The sequence below is a fragment of the Pseudomonas sp. VS40 genome, from assembly GCF_018587885.1.
In the GTDB taxonomy this organism is placed as follows: domain Bacteria; phylum Pseudomonadota; class Gammaproteobacteria; order Pseudomonadales; family Pseudomonadaceae; genus Aquipseudomonas; species Aquipseudomonas pergaminensis.
The window spans coordinates 13,010-35,959 of sequence record NZ_JAGYWD010000003.1; the positions used below are offsets into that span (position 1 = coordinate 13,010).

Genomic DNA, 22,950 nt, shown 5'->3' on the forward strand with positions numbered 1-22,950 from the left:
TTGCGGTGGGCCAGACAACTGTGACGGTGAATGTGCCGACGCAATCGCAGGCAAGCCAGCTCCCACATGGGGTCTGTGCAAATCTGAAGACTGTGTATCTACCCTCCATCAGCTGTTTGCGCAGCGAAAGCTGGCTGAAAGCTTACCCGTCTAGGATCGCCACCACTGCCGGCAATAGACCGGCTGTTAACAACAACAATGGTGATTCCCGATGTCCGCTCCTACCCGCCTGTTCGCCCCAACTCCACCCGTACGCCTCGTGCCGTTCGTTTTGCGCTGACCCCAACCCGGTCCGCCATTCCCTAGCCGCGCTACGCCTGGAGTATTCCTATGCTGACTTTCCTTGGCTTTGCCATGGTCATCACGTTCATGTTCCTGATCATGACCAAGCGCCTTTCTGCGCTGATCGCTCTGATCATCGTGCCGATCCTGTTCGCGCTGTTCGGCGGTTTTGCACCGAAGATCGGCCCGATGATGCTCGAAGGCATCACCAAACTCGCGCCGACCGGCGTGATGTTGATGTTCGCCATTCTCTACTTTGCCCTGATGATTGATTCCGGCCTGTTCGACCCGGCCGTGCGCAAGATCCTCAAGATGGTCAAGGGCGACCCACTGAAGGTTTCCGTCGGTACCGCCGTACTGGCCCTGGTCGTGTCCCTCGACGGTGACGGCGCCACCACCTACATGATCTGCGTGGCCGCCATGCTGCCGTTGTACAAGCGCATCGGCATGAGCCCGCGGATCATGGCGGGCCTGATCATCCTCGCCGGTGGCGTGATGAACATGACCCCCTGGGGTGGCCCGACTGCCCGTGCCGCCAGTGCGCTGCATGTCGACCCCTCGGATATTTTCGTACCGATGATCCCGGCGATGGCCGCCGGCGTGGTGGCGATCCTGGTGATTGCCTACATGTACGGCAAACGCGAACGTGCGCGCCTGGGTGAACTGCACCTGCAAGGCGATGAAATCGACCACAGCGAGATCAGCGTGTCGCAATACCCTGACGCTCGTCGTCCGAAGCTGATCTGGTTCAACGGCGCGCTGACCCTGGCGCTGATGTGCACACTGATCGCCGGTCTGTTGCCGCTGCCGGTGCTGTTCATGGTGGCGTTCAGTATCGCGATGATCGTCAACTACCCGTGCCTGCAACAGCAGAAAGACCGCGTCGCCGCCCACGCCGGCAGCGTCTTGGCGGTCGTCGGGTTGATCTTCGCTGCGGGTATCTTCACCGGCATCCTGTCCGGTACCGGCATGGTCGACGCCATGTCCAAGAGCCTGCTGGCAGTGATCCCGGAGGCCATGGGCCCGTACCTGGCCGTGATCACCGCACTGGTGAGCATGCCGTTCACTTTCTTCATGTCCAACGACGCGTTCTACTACGGCGTGCTGCCCGTCCTCGCCGAAGCCGCCAGCCACTACGGCATCACCGCCGTGGAAATGGCCCGCGCCTCTATCGTTGGCCAGCCTGTGCACTTGCTCAGCCCACTGGTACCGTCGACCTACCTGTTGGTGGCACTGGCCGGTATCGAATTTGGTGATCACCAGCGCTTCACCCTTAAGTGGGCAGTGCTGGTGTGCCTGTGCATAATGTTCGCCGCATTGCTGATGGGGATTTTTCCGCTGTTCAGCACTCTATAATCGTACCGACTCACTCACCGCGCGGCGCTGCAGCTTGCGCGGTTTAACATTTGCTCAAAGGAATACACATGGAATGGCTGACCAATCCGGAAATCTGGATTGCCTTCTTCACCCTGACGGCCCTCGAGATCGTCCTGGGCATCGATAACATCATCATGATTTCGATCCTGGTCAGCCGCATGCCCAAGCATATGCAGGCGCGCACCCGGATCTTCGGCCTGGCCTTGGCCATGGTCACGCGCATCCTGTTGCTGCTGTCGATCACCTGGGTGATGCAACTGACCGCCGACCTGTTCGTGGTCTTCGGCCAGGGTATTTCCGGTCGCGACCTGATCCTGTTCTTCGGTGGCCTGTTCCTGCTGTGGAAAAGCTCCCAGGAGATGTACCACGCGCTGGAAGGTGAAGACGAAACCCACGACGAGCCGAAGGGCGCCGGTGGCAAGTTCATCTACACCATCATCCAGATCGCGATCATCGACATCGTGTTCTCCCTGGACTCGGTGATCACCGCGGTGGGCATGGTCTCGCACGTACCGGTGATGGTCGCAGCGATTGTCGTGGCCGTACTGGTGATGATGCTGGCGGCGGGCACCATCAGCGAATTCATCGACAAGCACCCGTCGCTGAAGATGCTGGCACTGTCGTTCCTGCTGGTAGTGGGTACCGTGCTGATCGCCGAATCCTTCGATGTGCACGTGCCAAAAGGCTACGTCTACTTCGCCATGGCGTTCTCGCTGGCAGTGGAAGCGGTGAACATCAAGATGCGCACCGCCATCGCGAAAAAGAAAAAACAGCAGGATCCTGTGAAACTGCGCAAAGACATTCCGGGTCAATAAACCCGAGCCAGACATAAAGGGGCTTTTATAAGCCCCTTTTTTTTATCCGCAAAAAGCTGATTTCATGACAGTTTTGTTTCAATCCCCACTTTAGCTATGCGATGCTGGCGCAGAGCCCATTCGCCAACTACAGCTTAACTACAAGACGTAGAACGGCACGCGGCAACTTTCCTTTGCTCCTGTTGGAGCGCACCCACACGGGGGGCCGAGCATGCTGACCTTGCTCAATCTGCTTTCCGCCGTGACCCTGCTTATCTGGGGCACGCACATCGTCCGTACCGGCATCCTGCGGGTCTACGGCTCGAACTTGCGCCAAGTCATCGGGCAGAACATGTCCAAGCGCTGGCTGGCGTTTATCGCCGGTATCCTGGTGACCGCCATGGTGCAGAGCAGCAACGCCACGGCGATGCTGGTGACGTCCTTTGTCGGCCAGGGCCTGATGGGGCTGATGCCCGCCCTGGCAACCATGCTCGGTGCAGACGTGGGTACTGCGCTGATGGCGCGGGTACTGACGTTTGACCTGTCGTGGCTGTCGCCGCTGCTGATCTTTCTCGGGGTGATTTTCTTCCTGTCGCGCAAACAGACGCGGGCAGGGCAGTTGGGCCGGGTCGGGATCGGCCTTGGGCTGATCATCCTCGCACTGCAACTCATCGTCGAAGCCGCGGGGCCCATCACCCACGCCCAGGGCGTCAAGGTTCTGTTCGCTTCATTGACCGGCGACATCCTGCTCGACGCCCTGGTCGGCGCCTTGTTCGCGATGATTTCCTACTCCAGTTTGGCCGCCGTCCTACTCACCGCCACCCTGGCCGGCGCCGGCGTGATCGGCTTGCACGTGGCCATCGGCCTGGTGATCGGTGCCAATATCGGCAGCGGCGTGCTGGCCTTCCTCAGCACCAGCATGCAGAACGCCGCCGGTCGCCAGGTCGCGCTGGGCAGCTTGCTGTACAAGTTGATCGGCCTGCTGCTGATCATCCCGGTACTCGACCCGCTGGTGCTGTGGATGGACGGGCTGGACTACAGCGCCCAAGGCATGGTCATCACTTTCCACCTGCTTTACAACGTCACCCGGTGCCTGATCCTGCTGCCCACCATTGGGCCGATGGCGCGGCTGTGCGCCTGGCTGCTGCCCGAGCGCGAAGAATCCAACGGCAAGGCCAAACCCCGCCACCTGGACGTGGCCGCGCTCACCACGCCGAGCCTGGCACTGGCCAACGCCGCGCGGGAAACCCTGCGCCTGGGCGACCTGATCGACAACATGCTCACCGCGATGCAGGAAGTACTGCGCGGCAAACAGACGGCCATCACCCAGGAAATGCGCAGCCTCAGCGACGACGTCGAGTCGCTCTACAGCGCGATCAAACTCTACCTGGCGCAAATGCCGCGCGAAGACCTCAGCGAGCAAGACAGCCGGCGCTGGGCCGAAATCATCGAGCTGTCGATCAACCTCAAGCTGGCTGGCGACCTGATCGAACGCATGCTGCGCAAAGTCCAGCAGCAGAAAACCTCCCAGCGTCGCCAGTTCTCGGAAGTCGGTCTGGAAGAACTTACGGGCCTGCACAGCCAATTGATCGCCAACCTGCGCCTTGGGCTGTCGGTGTTCCTCAGCGCCGACCCGGAAAGCGCGCGCCAATTGCTGCGCGAGAAGCGCCGCTTCCGCGCCCAGGAACGCCGCCTGGCACACGCCCACGTCAGCCGGCTGCAGCGTAAAATCGTGCAGAGCCTGGAGACCAGCTCCCTGCACCTGGAGCTGATCGCCGACATGAAGCGCTTGAATTCGTTGTTTTGCAGCAGTGCCTATGTGGTGTTGGAAACGTCCGACACCGGCGCGCTCTCGGCCGAAGATATTGCCGACATCACACATTCGCCCTGAACGTACGATGGCCCGTGAAGTCAGTTAAAACTGACCTCACTCGCCAGGAAGCTTGTTATGCGTCGCCTGTTGTTCGCTTGCCTGCTCATGGGTTCTGCCCACGTCTTCGCCTTTGACCGCCTGCAAGTCGAGGGTTATACCTTGCCCAATGGCATGCAATTGCTGCTTAAACCGGGCACCGAGCGCGGGCACGTGGCGATACGCCTGGTGGTGGGCGTGGGCCTGGATGACTTCCATTGCGAAGACAAGGAGTTGCCACACCTGCTTGAACACTTGCTGTTCAGCGGCATCGACGGTGGCGGCGAAGGTGAGCTGGAAGACCGCATGCAAGCCCTGGGCGGTGAGTGGAACGCCTACACCAGCAACGCGGACACCACCTTCGTGATCGAGGCGCCCGCGCAGAACCAGCGCAAGGTGCTCGACCTGCTGCTGGCGATCATCACCCGCACCGAACTGACCGACGCTAATATCAATGCCGCCAAGCGCGTGGTCGAACGCGAAGACGGCGGCCACTACTCACACCTGCAACGCCTGCTGGACCGCCAGGACCTGGGCCACACCGCCAGCAATCAACTGGCCGTCGAGTTGGGCCTCAAATGCGCCGAACGTGCCGAGGTCGACCACCTGACCCGCGAACAGTTGGAAAACCTGCGCAAACACTGGTACGCGCCCAACAACATGACCCTGATCATCGTCGGCGACCTCGACAAACTGCTGCCTGCCTATCTGGAACGTACCTACGGCCAGCTCGAACCGATCGAGCCCAGCGAACACCTGGCGCTGCCGGAAATCCAGCATGCCGCCGCCGCCCATCGCGAACTCATCCACGGCTGGGTTGGCGACAGCGCCAAGTTGCACTGGTTGTTCCCCGAGCCGGTGCTGGACGACGGGCATGACGAAACCTACGACCTGCTCAAGGATTACCTCGACTGGGCGCTGTACCGCCAACTGCGCCTCAAGCACGGTTTGTCCTACGGCCCCTGGAGCGAGCGCGAAGTGCTCGGCGGCGTCGGCTTTCTCAGCCTGAATGCCGACCTTGAGCGCGAAAGCCTCCCCGAAGCCGAACAGGTCCTCCAGGACCTCAAGGCACAACTGCTCAAGGACGGCCTCGACCCGGCGGTGTTCACCCGCTTGCAGCAGGCCGCCATCGCCCGTCAGGCCTGGGCCGTGCAGGGCAACAGCGCGCTGGCCGACTACTACTGGAGTGCTTCGGGAGACTACAACAACGGCCATTTCAGCGACCCGGTCAAACGCATCAAGGCCGTCAGCCTGGACCAGACCAACCAGGCCATGCGCCAAGTGTTCCAACAGCCAGGCTACTGGCGCATCGAAAAACCGTTGCTCAGCTACGACGCGCTGAGTTGGATGGGCGCCGGCCTGCTCGGCCTGATCGCCATTGTGTTGATTGGCGTGCGGGGTTATCGCAAACGGATCGCGTAATGAGGCACCGGACGCCAGGCTAAGACGTTATTCTGTCTGGGATTTTCTCCTACAAAGACTGCGAACCGCCGAATGCAAAACCTGACCCGCTTGATCACCCGCATCCTCGAACTGATGAAGCGTTACCCAGGGGTGATTGCACTCGGCGGCTTCATCTCGGGTGTGGGCAGCTTCATCCTGGTGGACCGCCAGCAGGGCATGGCCAGTTGGATCGCGGTGATCATGCTGGTGAGCTGGCTGTGGTTGATGCTGGAGAACAGCTTTACCCAGCTGTTCACCAAGGTCTTCAAGCGCGAAATCCCCGAACCGCTGCTGCGCTACGCGACCCAGATGATCCATCAGGAAAGTCTGTTCTTTGTACTGCCGTTCTTCTTTGTCACCACCGCCTGGAACAGCGGCCAATCGGTGTTCACCGGGCTGCTCGGCGCGGCAGCGCTGGTGTCGATCACCGACCCGCTGTATTACAAGTGGCTGGCGCCCAAGCGTTCGCTGTTCCTGGCGCTGCACACGCTGACCCTGTTCGCGGCACTGCTCACCGCGCTGCCGATCATCCTGCACCTGACCACCGCCGAGAGTTACAAGCTGGCCCTCGGCGTGGCCATGGCGTTGTCGATCCCAAGCCTGGCCGTGAGCCTGCCGCTGCGCAGCCTCAAGGGCTGGGCGATGCTGCTGGGGGTTACGGCCGCGATTGGCTGCGCCGGCTGGTTCCTGCGCAGCTGGGTGCCGCCGGCCACCCTGTGGATGACCGAAGTGGCGATCAGCACCCAACTGCAAGACCGCACTCCGGGCGACGACCTCAAGGAAGTCACCGCCGCCCAACTGCGCAGCGGCGGGCTGTACGCCTACACCGCCATCAACGCACCGCGCGGGCTGGATGAGCGGATCTACCATGTGTGGCAATTCAACGGCAAAGAGGTCGACCGCATCGCCCTCGATATTCACGGCGGGCGCAAAGAGGGCTATCGCGCCTGGACTCACAAGCAGAACTTCCCCGGCGACGCTGTGGGCCGCTGGCAGGTCAGGGTGTTGACCGAAGACGGGCAGGTGATCGGTGTGCTGCGCTTCAAAGTGACGGACGCAGCACAAACGGACAACCCAAAGTAGGTAGGTTCGTGCTATTACGTAGGAATTGTGGATAGCCAAACAAGCTCGGAGCTTATGACCACCAGTACGACGGCCGGCGCAGCCCACCTCGATACGTCCACCACCCCGCCACAGCTGAGGATTACGGGGGACTGGACGCTTGCGCACTATGCCGGCCTGAAGAAGCTGTCGGACAAGCTCGACGGCCAATACGACGCCGGCGCGCGCATCGACCTCAACGGCCTCGGCGCCCTCGATACTGCGGGCGCCTCGCTGCTGGTGGAGCTGCTGGGGCCGACCCGCATCGAGCAATCTGCCGAGCAGACTGACTGCAGCTTGTCTGCCGCCGACCGCGCACTGCTCAAGACCGTCTACCGCTCCCTGAATGACTTTTGCGTACCGGACAAAGCACCGGAAGAAGCCGCCGGCATTCAGGTGTTGGCGCGCATTGGCCGAGCGGTGGACACCGTCTGGCAGGACAGCAAGAAACTGCTGGGCTTTATTGGCCTGATTCTCGAAACCTTCGCCCGTGGCATTTTGCGCCCCAAGCGCTGGCGCATCACGCCCATGGTCGCGCACCTGGAACAGGTCGGCCTCGACGCCGCGCCCATCGTGGCCCTGCTGACCTTTCTGGTGGGTGCCGTGGTGGCATTCCTCGGCGCCACCGTGCTCAAGAGTTTTGGCGCAACTATTTTCACCGTCGACCTGGTGGCGTTTTCTTTCCTGCGGGAATTCGGCGTGTTGCTGACGGCAATCCTGATCGCCGGTCGCACCGCCAGTGCCTTTACCGCCCAAATCGGCTCGATGAAGGCCAACGAAGAAATCGACGCGATCCGCACTCTGGGCCTGGACCCGATGGAATTGCTGGTATTGCCGCGCGTGCTGGCGCTGCTGGTGGCGCTGCCGATGCTGACCTTCCTGGCGATGCTGTCGGGGATTGTCGGCGGCGGCGTGGTCTGCGCGGTGGCGCTGGATATTTCGCCGGCGATGTTCCTCTCGCTGCTGCAATCGGACATTGGCGTGCAGCACTTCCTGGTGGGCATGGTGAAAGCGCCGATCTTCGCGTTCCTGATTGCGGCCATTGGCTGCCTGGAAGGCTTCAAGGTCAGCGGCAGTGCCGAGTCGGTGGGCGCCCACACCACCTCCAGCGTGGTGCAATCGATCTTTGTGGTGATCGTGCTGGATGCGGTCGCTGCGCTGTTCTTTATGGAGATGGGCTGGTGAGTCGTCTACACCGTGCGCCCACTGAGGCGGTCATTGAGGTGCGTGGCCTGTGCAATCGCTTTGGCAGCCAGAGCGTGCACGAGAACCTCGACCTGGACTTGTACAAGGGCGAGATCCTCGCCGTGGTCGGCGGCTCCGGCAGCGGCAAGTCGGTGCTGTTGCGCAGCATCGTCGGCCTGCGCCGGCCCAGCGAAGGCGAAGTGCGGGTGTTCGGCAAAAACCTGCCGAGCCTGCCGGAACATGAACGCTCGCTGGTCGAACGGCGTTTCGGCGTGCTGTTCCAGAAGGGCGCGCTGTTTTCCTCGCTGACGGTCACCGAGAATGTGGCCCTGCCGCTGATCGAACATGCGGGCCTCAGCCGCGCCGACGCGGAGCACCTGGCAGCGGTCAAACTGGCGCTGGCCGGGCTGCCGCTATCGGCGGCCGACAAGTACCCGGCGTCACTGTCCGGCGGCATGATCAAGCGCGCTGCCCTGGCCCGCGCTTTGGCCCTGGACCCGGACATCCTGTTCCTCGACGAGCCCACAGCCGGCCTCGACCCGATCGGCGCGGCACAGTTCGACCAACTGATCCTGACCCTGCGTGACGCGCTGGGCCTGAGTGTGTTTCTGGTCACCCACGACCTGGACACGCTTTACACCATCACCGACCGCGTGGCGGTGCTGGCGCAGAAGAAAGTGCTGGTGGCCGACGCCATCGACATTGTCTCTGAAACCAACGACGCCTGGATTCACGAATATTTCCACGGCCCCCGGGGCCGCGCGGCATTGGATGCCGCTCAACCGCTCAACGAGGTATGACATGGAAACCCGAGCCCATCATGTGATGATCGGTCTGTTCAGCGTGATCGTGGTGGTCGGCGCGATGCTGTTTGGCCTGTGGCTGGCCAAATCCAGCGTCGACACCGCCTTCCAGGATTACGAAGTGATCTTCAACGAGGCGGTCAGCGGCCTGTCGCAGGGCAGTTCGGTGCAGTACAGCGGGATCAAGGTGGGCGACGTGATCAGCCTGCGCCTGGACCCCAACGATCCGCGCCGCGTGCTGGCGCGCATCCGCCTCGCCGGGCAGACGCCGATCAAGGAGGACACCCAGGCCAAACTGGCCCTGACCGGCATCACCGGCACCTCGATCATCCAGCTCAGTGGCGGCACACCGCAAAGTCCCGAACTCAAGGGCAAGGACGGCAACCTGCCGGAAATCATCGCCTCGCCATCGCCCATCGCCCGGCTGCTGAACAACAGCAACGACCTGATGACCAGCATCAACCTGCTGCTGCACAACGCCAACCACATGTTCTCCCGCGAGAACGTCGAGCGCCTGAGCAACACCCTGGACAACCTGCAACAAACCACCGGCGCCATCGCCGACCAACGCGGTGATATCAAGGTGGTGATGCAGCAACTGATGCAGGTGAGCAAGCAAGCGAGCGCCGCCCTGGAGCAGACCACCGTGCTGATGCGCAACGCCAACGGCCTGCTCAACGAGCAGGGCAAGCAGGCCTTCGGCAGTGCCGAACAGGCGATGAAGTCCCTTGAACAAAGCACCGCGACCATCAACACCTTGCTGACAGACAACAAGGACTCGGTGAACAGCGGCATGCAAGGCCTCAACGAACTGGCGCCGGCCGTGCGCGAACTGCGCGAAACCCTGGGCTCGCTGCGCGCCATCTCCCGCCGCCTGGAAGCCAACCCCAGCGGTTACCTGCTGGGCAGCGACAAGAACAAGGAGTTCACGCCATGAAGCGTGCGTACCAAATGATCGCCCCTGTCGCATTGGCGCTGGTGAGCGCGTGCTCGATCCTGCCCAAGGCCGACCCTTCGGACGTGTATCGCCTGGCCTCGGCCCAGGCCACTAGCCAGGCTGCGCCGGTGAGTTGGTCACTGCGTGTGAACAAGCCGCAGACCAGCGAGTTTCTCGACAGCCCGCGTATTGCCGTGGTGCCCAATGGCGACCTGATCAGCAGCTATGCCAACTCGCGCTGGAGCGACCCGTCGCCCGTGCTGCTGCGCAACCGCTTCATGGATGGTTTCCAGCGCGATGGCCGGGTGACGCTGCTGAGCACCGACGACACCAACTTGCAGTCTGACTTTGAATTGGGCGGGCAATTGCAGGCGTTCCAGAGTGAATACCACGGCAGTGCGGTAGAGGTGGTGATTCGCCTGGATGCGCGCCTGGTGCGCGGCAGTGACCAGCGAATTGTTGCCAGCCGACGGTTTGAGGTGCGGCAGCCGGTGAGCGACACCAAGGTGCCAGCGGTGGTTGCCGGGTTTGGGCAGGCAGGGGATCAACTGAACAAGCAGGTGGTGGATTGGGTTGTGCAGCAAGGCAATGGTGCTGCGAAACGCTGAGGGCGTCTTCGCGGGCAAGCCCGCTCCCACATTTTGATTTGTGAACACAGTCAAATGTGGGAGCTGGCTTGCCGGCGATAGCGATTCAAGCCTTACCCAAAGAACCAGTAGCACACCGCAATAGCAGCAACGACACCGGCCAACTCCGCCAGCAACGCACACCCCACCGCATGCCTGGCCCGCTGGATCCCCACCGAACCGAAATACACCGCCAACACATAGAAGGTGGTCTCGGTACTGCCCTGGATCGTCGCCGCGACCAGTGCCGGGAAGCTGTCCACACCCTGGGTCTGCATGGTCTCGATCAACATCGCCCGCGCGGCACTGCCAGAGAAGGGCTTGACCATCGCGGTCGGCAAGGCATCGACGAAGCGCGTGTCCATGCCCGTCCAGGCGACCACATGACGAATGCCTTCGAGACCAAAGTCCAGCGCACCCGAGGCACGTAACACACCTACGGCACACAACATTGCCACCAGATATGGCAGCAGGTTCTTGGCCACGTCGAAGCCTTCCTTGGCGCCTTCGACAAACGCCTCGTACACCTTGACCTTGCGCAGTGCACCGATCACAAGGAACAACATGATCAGGCCGAACAGCGTGAGGTTGCCGAGGATCGACGACAGCCCGGCCAGTGCCGTGGCGGAAAAGGTCGCCAGCAGAGCCATGAAGCCGCCAAGCACCAGTGCGCCCGGAATCAGGTAGGCCAGCACCACCGGGTCCCACAGCCGCAGACGCTGCATGATCGCCACCGAGAGCAGGCCGACCAGGGTCGAGGCGCTGGTCGCCAGCAGGATCGGCAGGAACACCAGCGTCGGGTCCGCCGCGCCTTGCTGGGCGCGGTACATGAAGATCGTCACCGGCAACAGCGTCAGCGAAGACGCGTTGAGCACCAGGAACAGGATCTGCGCGTTACTCGCCGTGTTGGGGATAGGGTTGAGTTCTTGCAGCGCCTTCATCGCTTTCAAACCGATGGGCGTGGCGGCGTTATCCAGGCCCAGGCCGTTGGCGGCGAAGTTCAGGGTGATCAAACCGATGGCCGGGTGGCCGGCAGGGACTTCCGGCATCAGGCGGCGAAACAGTGGGCCGAGGGCCTTGGCCAGCCAATCGACGATCCCGGCTTTTTCAGCAATGCGCAAAAAGCCCAGCCACAGCGTCAGGGTGCCGAAAAGCAGCACCATGACCTCCACCGACAATTTGGCCATGGCGAAAATGCTTTCGACCATTGCCGCGAATATTCCGGCGTTACCGCCGACCAGCCATTGCGCCAGTGCCGACACCATTGCCACGACAAAGAAGCCAAGCCACAGGCCATTGAGCATCAGTTAAACCCCTTGAAGAATGCAGCGAATGATAGCGGGGCTGGCAGAAACGACAAACCCCGGAATTTTCCGGGGTTTGTCTTCGAGCCGTCAGGCTATCAGCTGCGGGTGGCCTGGGCGGCCGGCGAGGCTTCCTTGCTGCGCCAGTGCGGCAGCGAGTTCCAGTAACGCTCGCCCTTGGCGTCGTCGTACATGCCTTCCCAACGGGAGATCACCAGCACGGCCAGGGCGTTGCCGATCACGTTCAGGGCGGTACGCGCCATGTCCATGATGCGATCGACACCGGCGATAAACGCCAGGCCTTCCAGCGGAATACCCACGCTGCCCAGGGTGGCCAGCAGCACCACAAAGGACACGCCCGGTACGCCGGCAATGCCTTTGGAGGTGACCATCAACGTCAGCACCAGCATCAGTTGCTGGCCGATCGACAGGTCGATGCCGTACAGCTGCGCAATGAAGATCGCGGCAATGCTCTGGTACAGGGTCGAACCGTCGAGGTTGAACGAGTAACCGGTTGGCACCACGAAGCTGCAGATCGCCTTCGGCGCGCCGTAGGCTTCCATCTTCTCGATCACGCGCGGCAGCACGGTTTCGGAGCTGGCGGTGGAGTAGGCCAGCACCAGCTCATCCTTGAAGATGCGCATCAGCTTGATTACCGAGAAGCCGAACAGGCGGGCGATCAGGCCGAGGATCACAAAGGCGAAGAACAGGATGGCGACGTAAACCAGAATCACCAGCTTGGCCAACGGCAGCAAGGAGGCGAAGCCGAAGTTGGCGACGGTCACGGCGATCAGTGCAAATACGCCGATCGGGGCGTATTTCATGATCATGTGCGTGACTTTGAACATGCTCTCGGACACGCCCTGGAACATGGTCACCAGCGGCTCGCGCAGCTCAGGCTTGAGGCTCGACAAGCCGAGGCCGAATAGCACGGAGAAGAAGATGATCGGCAGCATTTCGCCACGGGCGACGGCGGCGAAGATGTTCGATGGGATCAGGTTGAGGATGGTCTCGATGAACGCATGCTCATGCTGCACTTCGGCGGCAGTGGCGGTGTACTTGGAGATGTCGACGGTACCCAGGGTACTCATGTCGATGCCAGCGCCCGGGTGGAACAGGTTGGCGAGCAACAGGCCGACCACGATGGCGATCGTAGTGACGATTTCGAAGTAAAGGATGGTTTTGACGCCGATACGCCCGAGTTTCTTCGCGTCACCGACACCGGCAATGCCGACGATCAGCGAGGAGATCACAATCGGGATCACGATCATCTTGATCAGGCGGATAAAGATATCGCCCGCTGGCTGCAACACATTGCTGATCCACCAGGCTTTTTCAGCACTGAAATGGTTGAGCACTGCACCGATTGCGATCCCCAGCACCAAACCGATGAGGATCTGCCAGGCGAGGCTTAGCTTTGCCTTCTTCATGTCATTACCCTTACTTCAAGTGAACTTAAGGCAAATGCGCCAGCCGCAACGCTCGAAAGCGAAAAAGTGTGTGCATCTGCCTCCATGGAAGGTCACCGCAGCGTGGCCGAAATGGCTTACTGGCAGGCGAAAAAAGGCGCAACTATTCCCATGCAAGGGAGCGACGTCTAATGCCGTAAACGCCTACCCTATGCCGAATCGGCATGGCTTTTTTTAATAATAACTGTCCGAACGGTCAGTTCAAATGTGACATTTTGTCCGGCAAACATGCCGTGAACCTGCCAAACCCGGCTCGCTCAGAGAATCAGGACGTCTTTGGAGCCTTGGCAGAAATGCCTGGGAATACCGTCGTTTAGCGTCGGAAATGTCCTATGGACCAGGCCAAATTTTATCGATAGATGGTCAGCCCGACACACGAAGTAATGGTTGGGAAACAGCAGGAAGGAAATTTGCGGCTATGGAGAGCATAGGAAGCTGAGCGAGCCTGATAAGCCCGCCGCAGGTTCAGCAAGCCATCGGCTTGTGAACCTGCGTCGCAGCTTTTCGCCTGACCCGGCCCTTGCGCAGGCACTCCCTGTACCCGTAGGTCACGCCGATCGCAATTGATCAGAGCAACCCGGCCCCTTGGTCATGCGCCGCCCTTTTCGGGTGGCGCAGACAGAAAGAAGCGAGGGGCTTCTTTCTATGGACGCTGGCCCCGTAGACGACAATGTCGTCAGACGGAACCTAGTACCAATTAGGATCTTTCTTCAGCTGCTCCATCAGCAGCTTCTGCATGCCCTCATCCGGCTTACCGATAAAACGGTAATCGGCGTGCCGCGTCGGGGACTTGTCCGCCGGCAGACCGGCCGGGACTTCCACCAACATGGCGTAGGCGTCTTCCTTGTCGAGGCTGAAGGCAACAATCAGGCGCTTGTTCAAGCAGGTGTCTGCGGTTTCGCAGAGCGGCCCGACCAAGTACTTGTCGCCATCTTCTTCCACGGCATTCATTTGCTCGGCGGTGCCTGACAGGTTCATGACCCATTCCGGCAGACGCTCTTCTTTCTTCACCACGCCTCGCCAGGTCTCGCGGTATTGCGGGTCCGCGCTGAGCAATTCGTTGGCTCGGGACTGGCCGTCATTGGCGGCCATTGCCAAGCCGCTGCCGCCCAGAAGCAGGGCGGCAGTAATGGCTTTGAAGGACAAAGTGGTCATGTTCAGCCTCGGCCGCGACGACCAAAGAAGAAGGAAGCGATGAACATCACCAGGAAGACCACAAACAGAATTTTTGCGATACCCGTGGCGGTGCCCGCGATACCACCGAAGCCCAGGACTGCAGCCACAATGGCGATGATCAGAAATGTGATTGCCCAACTCAACATGGTGATTCTCCTTATGCTTCTTTAAGAGGTAACAGCGGTAGTGCCGTGCGGCCACTCAACAGGAGCGGCCTTATGGTGCCTAGAACACCCAACGCTCCTGGGATGGCAGTTCACTCAGGGAAGATTCCTGGTCAACCATCCGCAATTGCGGGGCTGTTACGTCGGCAGCTACGCTGCCAACGGAACGGAAATGGGTTTGAGTCATGGCTGGACGTTCGAACTGGGGAATCTGCTGCTGACTCTGCTGCCAATGTTGCAACTGTTGGCCGCCAATCAGCGTGACCATCAAGGCCAGGCTGGCAAACAGACCTTGTTGCAAGCGCAGTGGCGACACACGCAATTGGCTGAGGCTTTGGCGAGTCATGCTGTTGTTCTCCCGCATTTTGATTATTCGTTGGGAGAGCTATTGCAGAGCGCATGCCAGCTTTTTTACAAAATAAAACTCAATAAAATCAATAAGTTAAATATTATTAATCCGACACACGCCCAGCATCCTGCACGATGCCCCCTCGCGGGCCGTGCGAAATGCACGATGGCCAGCGGTCGGATCAAGGGATAGAACACGCAGAGTGCGTTGCCGAAGTGGCAAGACGGCATGAAAACGCCATCAGGCGGGGCTTTGTAGGAAGCGGTGCAGATACCTGCACGACGATGCTATTTATCGATCAGAATAAACCATGCAACTTGCCCGATTATTCCGGGACTAAACACCATCATTCATAGTTTAAGGAGCGCGGGACAGATGGAATCAGCCAAGGAACTTCAAGGCCGCATTCTTTTAGTGGATGACGAATCCGCGATCCTCCGCACCTTCCGTTATTGCCTGGAAGATGAAGGCTACACCGTAGCCACCGCCAACAGCGCTGCCCAGGCCGATACCCTGATGCAGCGCCAGGTGTTCGACCTGTGCTTCCTCGACCTGCGCCTGGGCGAAGACAATGGCCTGGACGTGCTGGCCCAGATGCGCATCCAAGCGCCGTGGATGCGCGTGGTGATTGTCACCGCGCATTCGGCAGTCGATACCGCAGTGGATGCAATCCAGGCCGGTGCCGCCGACTATCTGGTAAAGCCCTGCAGCCCCGATCAATTGCGGCTCGCCACTGCCAAGCAACTGGAAGTGCGCCAACTCTCCGCGCGCCTGGAAGCCCTCGAAGGCGAAGTACGCCAGCCGAAAGACGGCCTCGACTCTCACAGCCCTTCGATGATGGTAGTGCTGGAGACCGCGCGCCAAGTGGCCGGCACCGACGCCAACATTCTGATCCTGGGTGAATCCGGTACCGGTAAAGGTGAGCTGGCCCGCGCCATTCACGGTTGGAGTAAACGCTCGAAGAAATCCTGCGTGACCATCAACTGCCCGTCGCTGACGGCAGAGCTGATGGAAAGCGAATTGTTCGGCCATAGCCGTGGTGCCTTTACCGGTGCCAGCGAGAGCACGTTGGGTCGCGTCAACCAAGCGGATGGCGGCACGTTGTTTCTCGATGAAATCGGCGATTTTCCACTCACGTTGCAACCAAAATTGCTGCGTTTTATCCAGGACAAGGAATACGAGCGTGTGGGCGACCCGGTTACCCGCCGTGCCGATGTACGCATCCTCGCCGCCACTAACCTGAACCTGGAAGACATGGTGCGTGACGGCCGCTTCCGGGAGGATCTGCTGTACCGCCTCAACGTGATCACCTTGCATCTGCCGCCACTGCGCGAGCGCAGTGAAGACATTCTGACCCTGGCCGATCGGTTCCTGGCACGTTTCGTCAAGGAATATGCCCGACCGGCACGGGGTTTCAGCGATGAAGCGCGCGAAGCACTGCTCAACTACCGCTGGCCGGGGAATATCCGTGAACTGCGTAACGTCGTGGAGCGTGCCAGTATCATCTGCCCACAGGAGAAGGTGGAAATCAGCCACCTGGGGATGGCCGAACAGCCAACCAACAATGCCCCGCGTATCGGTGCGGCATTGAGCCTGGACGAGCTGGAGAAAGCCCACATCGGCGCCGTGCTCGCCACCAGCGACACCTTGGACCAGGCGGCTCGCACCCTGGGTATCGACGCGTCGACCCTGTACCGCAAACGCAAACAGTACAACCTGTGAGCTGTACCCTATGAAGTTAGCGATGAAGCTGCGCACTCGGTTATTCCTGAGCATCTCAGCGCTGATCACCGTTGCCCTGTTGGGCTTGATCCTGGGCCTGGTGAGCGTCATGCAAATGGCCAAGACCCAGGAGTCCCTGATTCGCAGCAACTTCATCACCCTGGACCTGGGCCTCAAGCTGCGCCAAAGCCTGGGTGATCAGTTGATCATGATGCTGGAGGAGCGCCCCGACCCCGAGGCACTTCAAGCCTCCAAGCAGCACTATTTCGACCTGCTGGATCAGGGCATCGCCCATGAACAGCGCGACCGGCACGGGACGGGCTTCAGCGAGGCCCGCGGCCAGTATCAGCAATTGCTGGAAGCCTTCGACGAGTCCCAGCAACCGACGCCCCCTCCCGGCACTAAGGAAAAACTTACCGACACCTTCAATACGCTGCGCAATGGCCTCATCAACGAACACAAACAGGCGCTGGAAAATATCAGCAACAGCGAGCACAAATCTCGTGAGCGCGCGCTGCTGATCGCCGGGTTGCTGGGGTTGGTGGGGCTTGCGGTCCTGATCATCGGGTTTGTGACGGCACATGGCATTGCCCGACGCTTTGGCGGGCCTATCGAAGCGCTGGCCAAGGCCGCGGACAAGATCGGGCAAGGTGATTTCGAAGTGACGCTGCCGATCTCGTCTGCGGCGGAAATGAACCAGTTGACCCGACGTTTCGGCATCATGGCCGAGGCGTTGCGCCAGCATCAGGCGACCAACGTCGATGAGCTGCTGGCCGGTCAACAGCGTCTGCAGGCGGTGCTCGACAGCATCGACGATGGCCTCCTGATGATTGACCGCGAAGGCCGCCTGGAACACCTCAACCCGGTGGCCCAGCGCCAGTTGGGCTGGGACGAGGCGCGCCTGGGCCAAGGTCTTGGCGAAGCACTGGTGCGCCCGGAACTGGACGAGCAGCTGCAACTGGTATTGCGCGGCGGCAACCTGGAACGGGCGCCGGACGATCTGGAAGTGGAGGTCGAGGGCGAGTTGCGCCTGCTGACCTACAGCCTGACGCCTGTCAGCCATACCCAAGGACACATCCTCGGCGCGGTGATGGTGCTGCATGACGTCACCGAACAACGCGCCTTCGAACGGGTGCGCAGCGAGTTCGTCCTGCGCGCCTCCCATGAGCTGCGCACGCCGGTGACCGGCATGCACATGGCGTTCGGACTGTTCCGAGAACGCGCGAAGTTTCCGGCAGAGTCCCGTGAAGCGGACCTGCTGGACACGGTCAACGAAGAAATGCAGCGCTTGATGCAGCTGATCAACGACCTGCTCAACTTCTCCCGCTACCAGAACGGCCTGCAGAAACTCACCCTAGGGCCGTGCGATGTGACCGACCTGCTGGAACACGCCCGTGTGCGTTTCGCCGAGCCGGCCAAGGCGCAAGACATCGAACTGCTGGTAGAAGCCCAATCCGACCTGCCTCGGTTGTACGCGGACCAGGCACAGCTTGAGCGCGTGTTGGACAACCTGCTGGGCAACGCTCTGCGCCACACCACTGCAGGCGGGCAGATTCGCCTGCAGGCGCGACGCCATGGCGAGCGGGTGATCATCAGCGTCGAGGATAACGGCGAAGGCATCGCCTATGGGCAGCAGGGCCGGATCTTCGAACCCTTCGTCCAGGTGGGCCGCAAGAAAGGCGGCGCCGGCCTGGGCCTGGCGCTGTGCAAGGAAATCGTGCAACTGCACGGCGGCCGCATGGGCGTGTATTCGCGGCCGGGGCAGGGCACTCAGTTCTATATGGCGTTGCCGCTCTAGCGGCGGTTCAACGCGCGCAGGATCGCGGCACTTTCCGCATCCGGCGTGCCATCAAACAGCGACGGCCGGAAATGCATCTGGAACGCCGCGATCACATGACGCGTGGCCACATCCAGCTCGCCGGTCTGGGGTGTCTGATAGCCCAGATGAGCCAATTCTTCCTGGAACCAGGTGATACTCGGCAGCTCCGTGGCGTACTGCACCTGGAAACGCGCCACGGCCTGGGCATCCGGCCAGACACCCAGGCCCTCATCTGCCAGGCGCTTCCAGGGGAACAGAGGGCCCGGGTCGAGCTTACGCAGCGGCGCAATGTCACTGTGGCCAATGATGTTCTTGGGGTCGATGCCGTTGCGTTTGATGATGTCCTTGAGCAACACCACCAGGGACTGCACCTGCGCCTCGGAGTACGGATACCACAGGCGGCCTGTCGGCGTGTCTTTGTAGCCAGGGTTCACGATCTCGATACCAATGGAGCTGGAGTTGAGCCAGGTGCGGCCCATCCACTCGCTTTCGCCGGCATGCCAGGCGCGCTTGCTCTCATCCACCAGCTTGTAGAGGGTGCCCGACGCATCGTCGCCGATCAGGTAATGGCTGCTGACCTGGCCGTGGGTGAGCAATGCCAGGGAGCGTTCAAGGTTGGTGGAGGTGTAATGCACGACAATGAACTGCACGCGGTTGTCGTAGTTCACCGAGGGGTGGGTGGTGTCCAGGCGAGGGCCGCTGGCGCAGCCCGCGAGAAGAAGAAACACAAAGGCGATGTACAAGGATTTCATGGCGGAAGACGTTACGCTAAAGACGATAATGCAACAGTGTAACGTACCGTTTGTGACCCAACCGTCAAATTACAAAATGGAACATCTTTTAGGCGGCCTGCACTTGGTTCCGCCCGGCGGCCTTGGCCCGATACAAGGCTGCATCAGCGCGCTTGAGTGCCAGGTCGCTGCGCTCTCCCGGCTGGAACTGCGCCACGCCCATGGACACGGTGATCGTCACCGGCTCACCCTTGAAGTGAAACGGGCAGGCTTCAATCGCTGCACGTAACACCTCGCCCGCAGCCAGGGCGTCCGCCAGGGATGAGTCCGGCATCAGCAGGACAAACTCCTCACCGCCGAAACGCGCGATAAAGTCGCTAGGGCGCAGGCGTTTACGCAGCACGCTAGCGATGATTTTCAGTACTTTGTCGCCAGCCAGGTGGCCGTAGCCGTCGTTGATGCGCTTGAAGTGGTCCAAGTCCAGCATCGCGAGCGACAGGCTGTTGCCACGTTGATGCCAGTCGTTGACCTCCTGATCCAGACGCTCACTCCACGCGGCGCGGTTGGGCAGGCCGGTGAGCGGATCGATCAAGGCTTTCTGGCGTTGTACCTCCAGGTGCTCGCGATAGCCCTGGGCTTCCTGCTCCATGTTGGCGACCCGCTCAGCCAAGCCTCTCAGGCGCGCCGCGGTTTCCTGCTCGCGCAGGTCACGCTGCTGCTGGTGCTCATCCATGGTGCCGAGCAGGCCTTCGAGGTGGCTTTCCAATACGTGCTTGAGGCTGTCCAGGTCGGCGGCCTCCTGCACGCTGCTTTGCAGGCCATCGACCTGTTCGCGGATCTGTGTATCCAGCTCCCGGGCGGCGGAGCGGCTATCGGCATGGCCGTCGCTGGCAACCTGCAAATGCCCTTGGAACGCTTCGAGGCGCTCGTTGAGCTGCTTGAGGTAAGCCTCGAACTCATGCTGACCGCTGTCGGTAATTGCCAGCATTAACACAGCCAAGTCGTCGAGGATCGGTAGCAGTTCGTACCAGTTCAAGCCGTGGGCCAGGCGCTCGCGCATGGCTTCGGCCTGGGGCCGGTGGCGCTCGGGCAGCGACAATTCCTCCAGAAGCCCGAGCAGGGTGTCTTCAATGTGTTTGGCCACGGAGCTGTAGGACGGCTCCGGCGAATCCGGTAAGGAATACGTGCCGTCCGCTTGCAACTCGTTAGGATCGGGCTCCTCGGCCTCCAGCACCGGCGGCAGCGACAGGCTGCCGATGACGGTCTCGTCCGGGGTGTCGACCTGAACGTCAGGCGTTTCGATGAAGGCGGCGAGGGCGCTTTCCGGTGCAACTGCTTCGGCCTGGGGTTCGGGCTCTACACGCGCTGCGGGCAGTTCAACGGGAGCAGTTTGAACCGGGGCCTCGTAGACAAACGTTTCGCTGACGGCTTCGACAACCTTGGCAGGTGCGGCCGGCTCTACTGCAGGGGCGAGCATTGCTTGAGGCTGTGGCTCAAAGGCGCGCAAGGCTTGCGTCAGTTCCTCCGACTGCTCAGGCTCGGGCGATTCAGATTCGGCAACAGGCTTGGCCGCTGCGGGTCGGGGTGCCGGGCCGGGTGCTGGATCGCTTGCCACGGCCTCGTTCTCGACCTCTTTGGAACCGAACAGTCGCTGCAGAAGCCCAGGCCCAGGCCGCGCGACTTCACCGTCCGGCTCCAGATTGTTCAGCGCCTGGCCCTGCAGGCTGCTCAATTCGCTGAGCAGCAAGGGGATCTCACGTGCCTGGCTGACACGGCCGTCCAGCTGCTTGGCGAACGTCTTCAGCGGCCGGGCCACTTCACGAGGTAATGGCAGTTTTTGCAGTTGGCTGACCAGGGAGGTCAACGCAGTACTGATCTGGTCGACCCGGGTTTCGCGGCGCTGCTCCGAATCCAGCACGGCTTTTTCCAGGCGCGGCAGCAAGGCGGCAAGAGCGGCATCCATATCATCGGTACGGACAACGTCGCGCATTTCCTTCATGCACTGGTCCACCGCGCGGTCGGTGCCCTCAGCAGCCAGCGTGCTGCGCACCAGCCCACGGCGCAGCAGGTCGAGGCGGGCAGCCCAACGGCGTTCGAGCTTATCTTGTTGCTCGATGCTTTTGAGGTATTTCTCTTTCCAGCGCTGGGCGTCGTCGCTCATGCAAGGGGTCCGCGAGGGCCGGGGCTCAACGCGGGTAATGCATCAGCCGTGAGCGAACCCGGCAGACGAATCTCTACCGCGACCGGCAGGTGATCGGAGATGGGCTGCGCCAGCACCTGCACGCTCTCGAGTGTGAGGGTAGGGCTGAGCAGGATATGGTCAAGACAGCGTTGCGGGCGCCAACTGGGGAACGTGGCTTCGGCTTGCGGAGCCAGGAGCCCGAGGTCGCGCAACGGAGAATTCTGCAGCAGGTCGCTGGCGTGGGTGTTCATGTCCCCCATCAGCACCTGGTGTTTGTAATTGCCAATGAGCTCGCGGATGTAGGCCAACTGCATGGTGCGGGTGCGAGCCCCCAACGCCAGGTGCATCATCACCACAACCAAGGCCTCTGGGCCTTCGCCAAAGCGTACAAGGATCGCCCCCCGGCCCTTGGGGCCCGGCAGCGGGTGATCTTCAATAGCGGAGGGCTTCAAGCGGCTGAGCACGCCATTGCTGTGCTGTGCCAGGCGCCCGAGGTTGCGATTGAGCTGCTGGTACCAGTAGGGGAAAGCCCCGAGCTGGGCCAGGTGCTCCACCTGGTTGATGTAACCGGAGCGCATGCTGCCGCCGTCGGCTTCCTGCAGGGCAACCAGATCGAAGTCGTTCAACAGGTTGCCGATTTTTTGCAAGTTGCCGGCACGCCCGTTGTGGGGCAGCAAGTGCTGCCAGCCACGGGTGAGGTAGTGCCGGTACTTCTCGGTACTGATGCCCACCTGGATATTGAAGCTCAGCAGGCGCAGGCGGCTGTCTGCCGGCAGGCCCGTGGTTTCCAGGTGATGTTCGTTGACCTGCGGATCATGCAAGCCAACCACACGTTCGGTACCCCAGCGGCGCATGACGGGCCCCTTACTTGGCTGCGCGCTCTTTGGCGATCAGCTGGTCGGCAACATTGAGGGTTTGCTCAGGACCACCGGAGGTGCCCAGGTCGAAACGGTATTTGCCGTTGACGATCATGGTCGGTACACCTTGCACGCCGTACTTCTGCGCCAGCTCCTTGGCCTGCTTGATCTGGCCCTGGATGGCGAAGGAGTTGAAGGTCGCCAGGAACTTGTCCTTGTCGACACCTTGGGTGGCCACGAAGTCAGCCATTTCGTCTGGTTTGGTGAGGCGCTTGCCTTGTTTCTGGATCGCGTCGAATACCGCGTTGTGAACCTTATGCTCCACACCCATGGCTTCCAGGGTCAGGAACAGTTGGCCGTGAGCATCCCATGGGCCGCCGAACATGGCGGGGATACGTTTGAAGTTCACGTCTTTAGGCAGTTTCTCGACCCATGGGTTGATGGTCGGCTCAAAAGCGTAGCAATGCGGGCAGCCATACCAGAACAGCTCCACCACTTCGATCTTGCCTGGCTCCGAGACCGGAACCGGGTTAGCCAATTCAACGTAGGTTTTACCGGCTTCAAGCGGCACGTCGGCGGCTTGTGCGGTCATGCCGAAGAGGCTGGCAGTGACGAGAGCGGCGCTGAGGATCAGATTACGCATGCTTTACTCCTGGACAAATAAAGTCGCCTCACGCGACCTTTGTTGTGACAGGTCTACGCGGGCATGAGTTCGTTAGT

20 protein-coding genes are annotated in these 22,950 nt (G+C 61.1%); 11 read left to right on the plus strand and 9 right to left on the minus strand.

The window, feature by feature from the left end; translation table 11 throughout:
- The first annotated feature begins 330 nt into the window (after positions 1 to 330).
- The 9 genes from KHP07_RS09200 (at position 331) to KHP07_RS09240 (ending at position 10,439) form a co-directional block, all read left to right on the plus strand.
- A complete protein-coding gene (locus KHP07_RS09200; protein WP_078046268.1) occupies positions 331 to 1,638 on the plus strand; it encodes a CitMHS family transporter in 1,308 nt (435 codons plus the stop codon).
- 68 nt (positions 1,639 to 1,706) lie between these two features.
- The gene (locus tag KHP07_RS09205; RefSeq protein WP_014716354.1) at positions 1,707 to 2,474 is read left to right on the plus strand and encodes a TerC family protein; all 768 of its coding nucleotides are present in this window, start codon (positions 1,707 to 1,709) and stop codon (positions 2,472 to 2,474) included.
- A gap of 211 nt (positions 2,475 to 2,685) precedes the next feature.
- The gene (locus KHP07_RS09210) at positions 2,686 to 4,344 is read left to right on the plus strand and encodes a Na/Pi cotransporter family protein (protein WP_214497086.1); all 1,659 of its coding nucleotides are present in this window, start codon (positions 2,686 to 2,688) and stop codon (positions 4,342 to 4,344) included.
- A 57-nt stretch (positions 4,345 to 4,401) separates the two neighbouring features.
- Positions 4,402 to 5,784, plus strand: coding sequence for a M16 family metallopeptidase (locus tag KHP07_RS09215; protein WP_214497087.1), 1,383 nt, complete (start codon positions 4,402 to 4,404; stop codon positions 5,782 to 5,784).
- 72 nt (positions 5,785 to 5,856) lie between these two features.
- Positions 5,857 to 6,888 (plus strand): DUF5924 family protein, encoded by a 1,032-nt coding sequence (locus KHP07_RS09220; protein WP_078046264.1) that lies wholly within the window; start codon positions 5,857 to 5,859, stop codon positions 6,886 to 6,888.
- Positions 6,889 to 6,942: 54 nt separating this feature from the next.
- Positions 6,943 to 8,091 carry an ABC transporter permease gene (locus KHP07_RS09225; RefSeq protein ID WP_078046263.1) on the plus strand — a complete coding sequence of 383 codons (1,149 nt, stop codon included), beginning with the start codon at positions 6,943 to 6,945 and terminating at the stop codon, positions 8,089 to 8,091.
- A complete protein-coding gene (locus KHP07_RS09230; RefSeq protein WP_078046262.1) occupies positions 8,088 to 8,891 on the plus strand; it encodes an ABC transporter ATP-binding protein in 804 nt (267 codons plus the stop codon). The genes KHP07_RS09225 and KHP07_RS09230 overlap by 4 nt, the downstream gene beginning before the upstream one ends.
- 1 nt (position 8,892) lies before the next feature.
- A complete protein-coding gene (locus KHP07_RS09235; protein WP_078046261.1) occupies positions 8,893 to 9,831 on the plus strand; it encodes an MlaD family protein in 939 nt (312 codons plus the stop codon).
- Positions 9,828 to 10,439, plus strand: a complete 612-nt coding sequence (locus KHP07_RS09240) for an ABC-type transport auxiliary lipoprotein family protein (protein WP_214497088.1) — start codon at positions 9,828 to 9,830, stop codon at positions 10,437 to 10,439. The genes KHP07_RS09235 and KHP07_RS09240 overlap by 4 nt, the downstream gene beginning before the upstream one ends.
- 92 nt (positions 10,440 to 10,531) lie before the next feature.
- On the opposite strand, the gene KHP07_RS09245 is transcribed toward KHP07_RS09240, so the two are convergent.
- From KHP07_RS09245 to KHP07_RS09265, 5 genes are all read right to left on the minus strand, one after another.
- On the minus strand, positions 10,532 to 11,761 hold the full coding sequence (locus KHP07_RS09245) for a spore maturation protein (RefSeq protein WP_214497089.1): 1,230 nt from the start codon (positions 11,759 to 11,761) through the stop codon (positions 10,532 to 10,534).
- 98 nt (positions 11,762 to 11,859) lie between these two features.
- Positions 11,860 to 13,191: a glutamate/aspartate:proton symporter GltP gene (gene gltP / locus KHP07_RS09250; protein ID WP_078046259.1), complete on the minus strand. Its 1,332-nt coding sequence runs from the start codon at positions 13,189 to 13,191 to the stop codon at positions 11,860 to 11,862.
- 726 nt (positions 13,192 to 13,917) lie between these two features.
- Positions 13,918 to 14,385: an inhibitor of vertebrate lysozyme family protein gene (locus KHP07_RS09255; RefSeq protein ID WP_214497090.1), complete on the minus strand. Its 468-nt coding sequence runs from the start codon at positions 14,383 to 14,385 to the stop codon at positions 13,918 to 13,920.
- Between the two features lie 2 nt (positions 14,386 to 14,387).
- The gene (locus KHP07_RS09260) at positions 14,388 to 14,552 is read right to left on the minus strand and encodes a DUF1328 domain-containing protein (RefSeq protein ID WP_003170804.1); all 165 of its coding nucleotides are present in this window, start codon (positions 14,550 to 14,552) and stop codon (positions 14,388 to 14,390) included.
- A 79-nt stretch (positions 14,553 to 14,631) separates the two neighbouring features.
- Positions 14,632 to 14,916: a hypothetical protein gene (locus tag KHP07_RS09265; RefSeq protein ID WP_078050844.1), complete on the minus strand. Its 285-nt coding sequence runs from the start codon at positions 14,914 to 14,916 to the stop codon at positions 14,632 to 14,634.
- A gap of 378 nt (positions 14,917 to 15,294) precedes the next feature.
- Here KHP07_RS09265 and algB point away from each other — a divergent pair, with 378 nt between their 5' ends.
- Together algB and KHP07_RS09275 are read left to right on the plus strand one after the other, a co-directional pair.
- Positions 15,295 to 16,641, plus strand: coding sequence for a sigma-54-dependent response regulator transcription factor AlgB (gene algB, locus KHP07_RS09270; RefSeq protein WP_025854310.1), 1,347 nt, complete (start codon positions 15,295 to 15,297; stop codon positions 16,639 to 16,641).
- Positions 16,642 to 16,651: 10 nt separating this feature from the next.
- Positions 16,652 to 18,439, plus strand: coding sequence for a KinB sensor domain-containing domain (locus tag KHP07_RS09275; protein WP_214497091.1), 1,788 nt, complete (start codon positions 16,652 to 16,654; stop codon positions 18,437 to 18,439).
- On the opposite strand, the gene KHP07_RS09280 is transcribed toward KHP07_RS09275, so the two are convergent.
- The 4 genes from KHP07_RS09280 to dsbA all read right to left on the minus strand — a co-directional run bounded on the left by KHP07_RS09280 (position 18,436) and on the right by dsbA (position 22,873).
- Positions 18,436 to 19,212, minus strand: coding sequence for an N-acetylmuramoyl-L-alanine amidase (locus tag KHP07_RS09280; RefSeq protein WP_078046256.1), 777 nt, complete (start codon positions 19,210 to 19,212; stop codon positions 18,436 to 18,438). The genes KHP07_RS09275 and KHP07_RS09280 overlap by 4 nt on opposite strands.
- Positions 19,213 to 19,300: 88 nt before the next feature.
- Positions 19,301 to 21,352, minus strand: coding sequence for a GGDEF domain-containing protein (locus KHP07_RS09285; RefSeq protein WP_214497092.1), 2,052 nt, complete (start codon positions 21,350 to 21,352; stop codon positions 19,301 to 19,303).
- The gene (locus KHP07_RS09290) at positions 21,349 to 22,227 is read right to left on the minus strand and encodes an endonuclease/exonuclease/phosphatase family protein (RefSeq protein ID WP_078046254.1); all 879 of its coding nucleotides are present in this window, start codon (positions 22,225 to 22,227) and stop codon (positions 21,349 to 21,351) included. The genes KHP07_RS09285 and KHP07_RS09290 overlap by 4 nt, the downstream gene beginning before the upstream one ends.
- A gap of 10 nt (positions 22,228 to 22,237) precedes the next feature.
- Entirely contained in the window at positions 22,238 to 22,873 is a 636-nt protein-coding gene (dsbA, locus tag KHP07_RS09295; RefSeq protein WP_033899253.1) for a thiol:disulfide interchange protein DsbA, read from the minus strand.
- Positions 22,874 to 22,950: the final 77 nt, after the last annotated feature.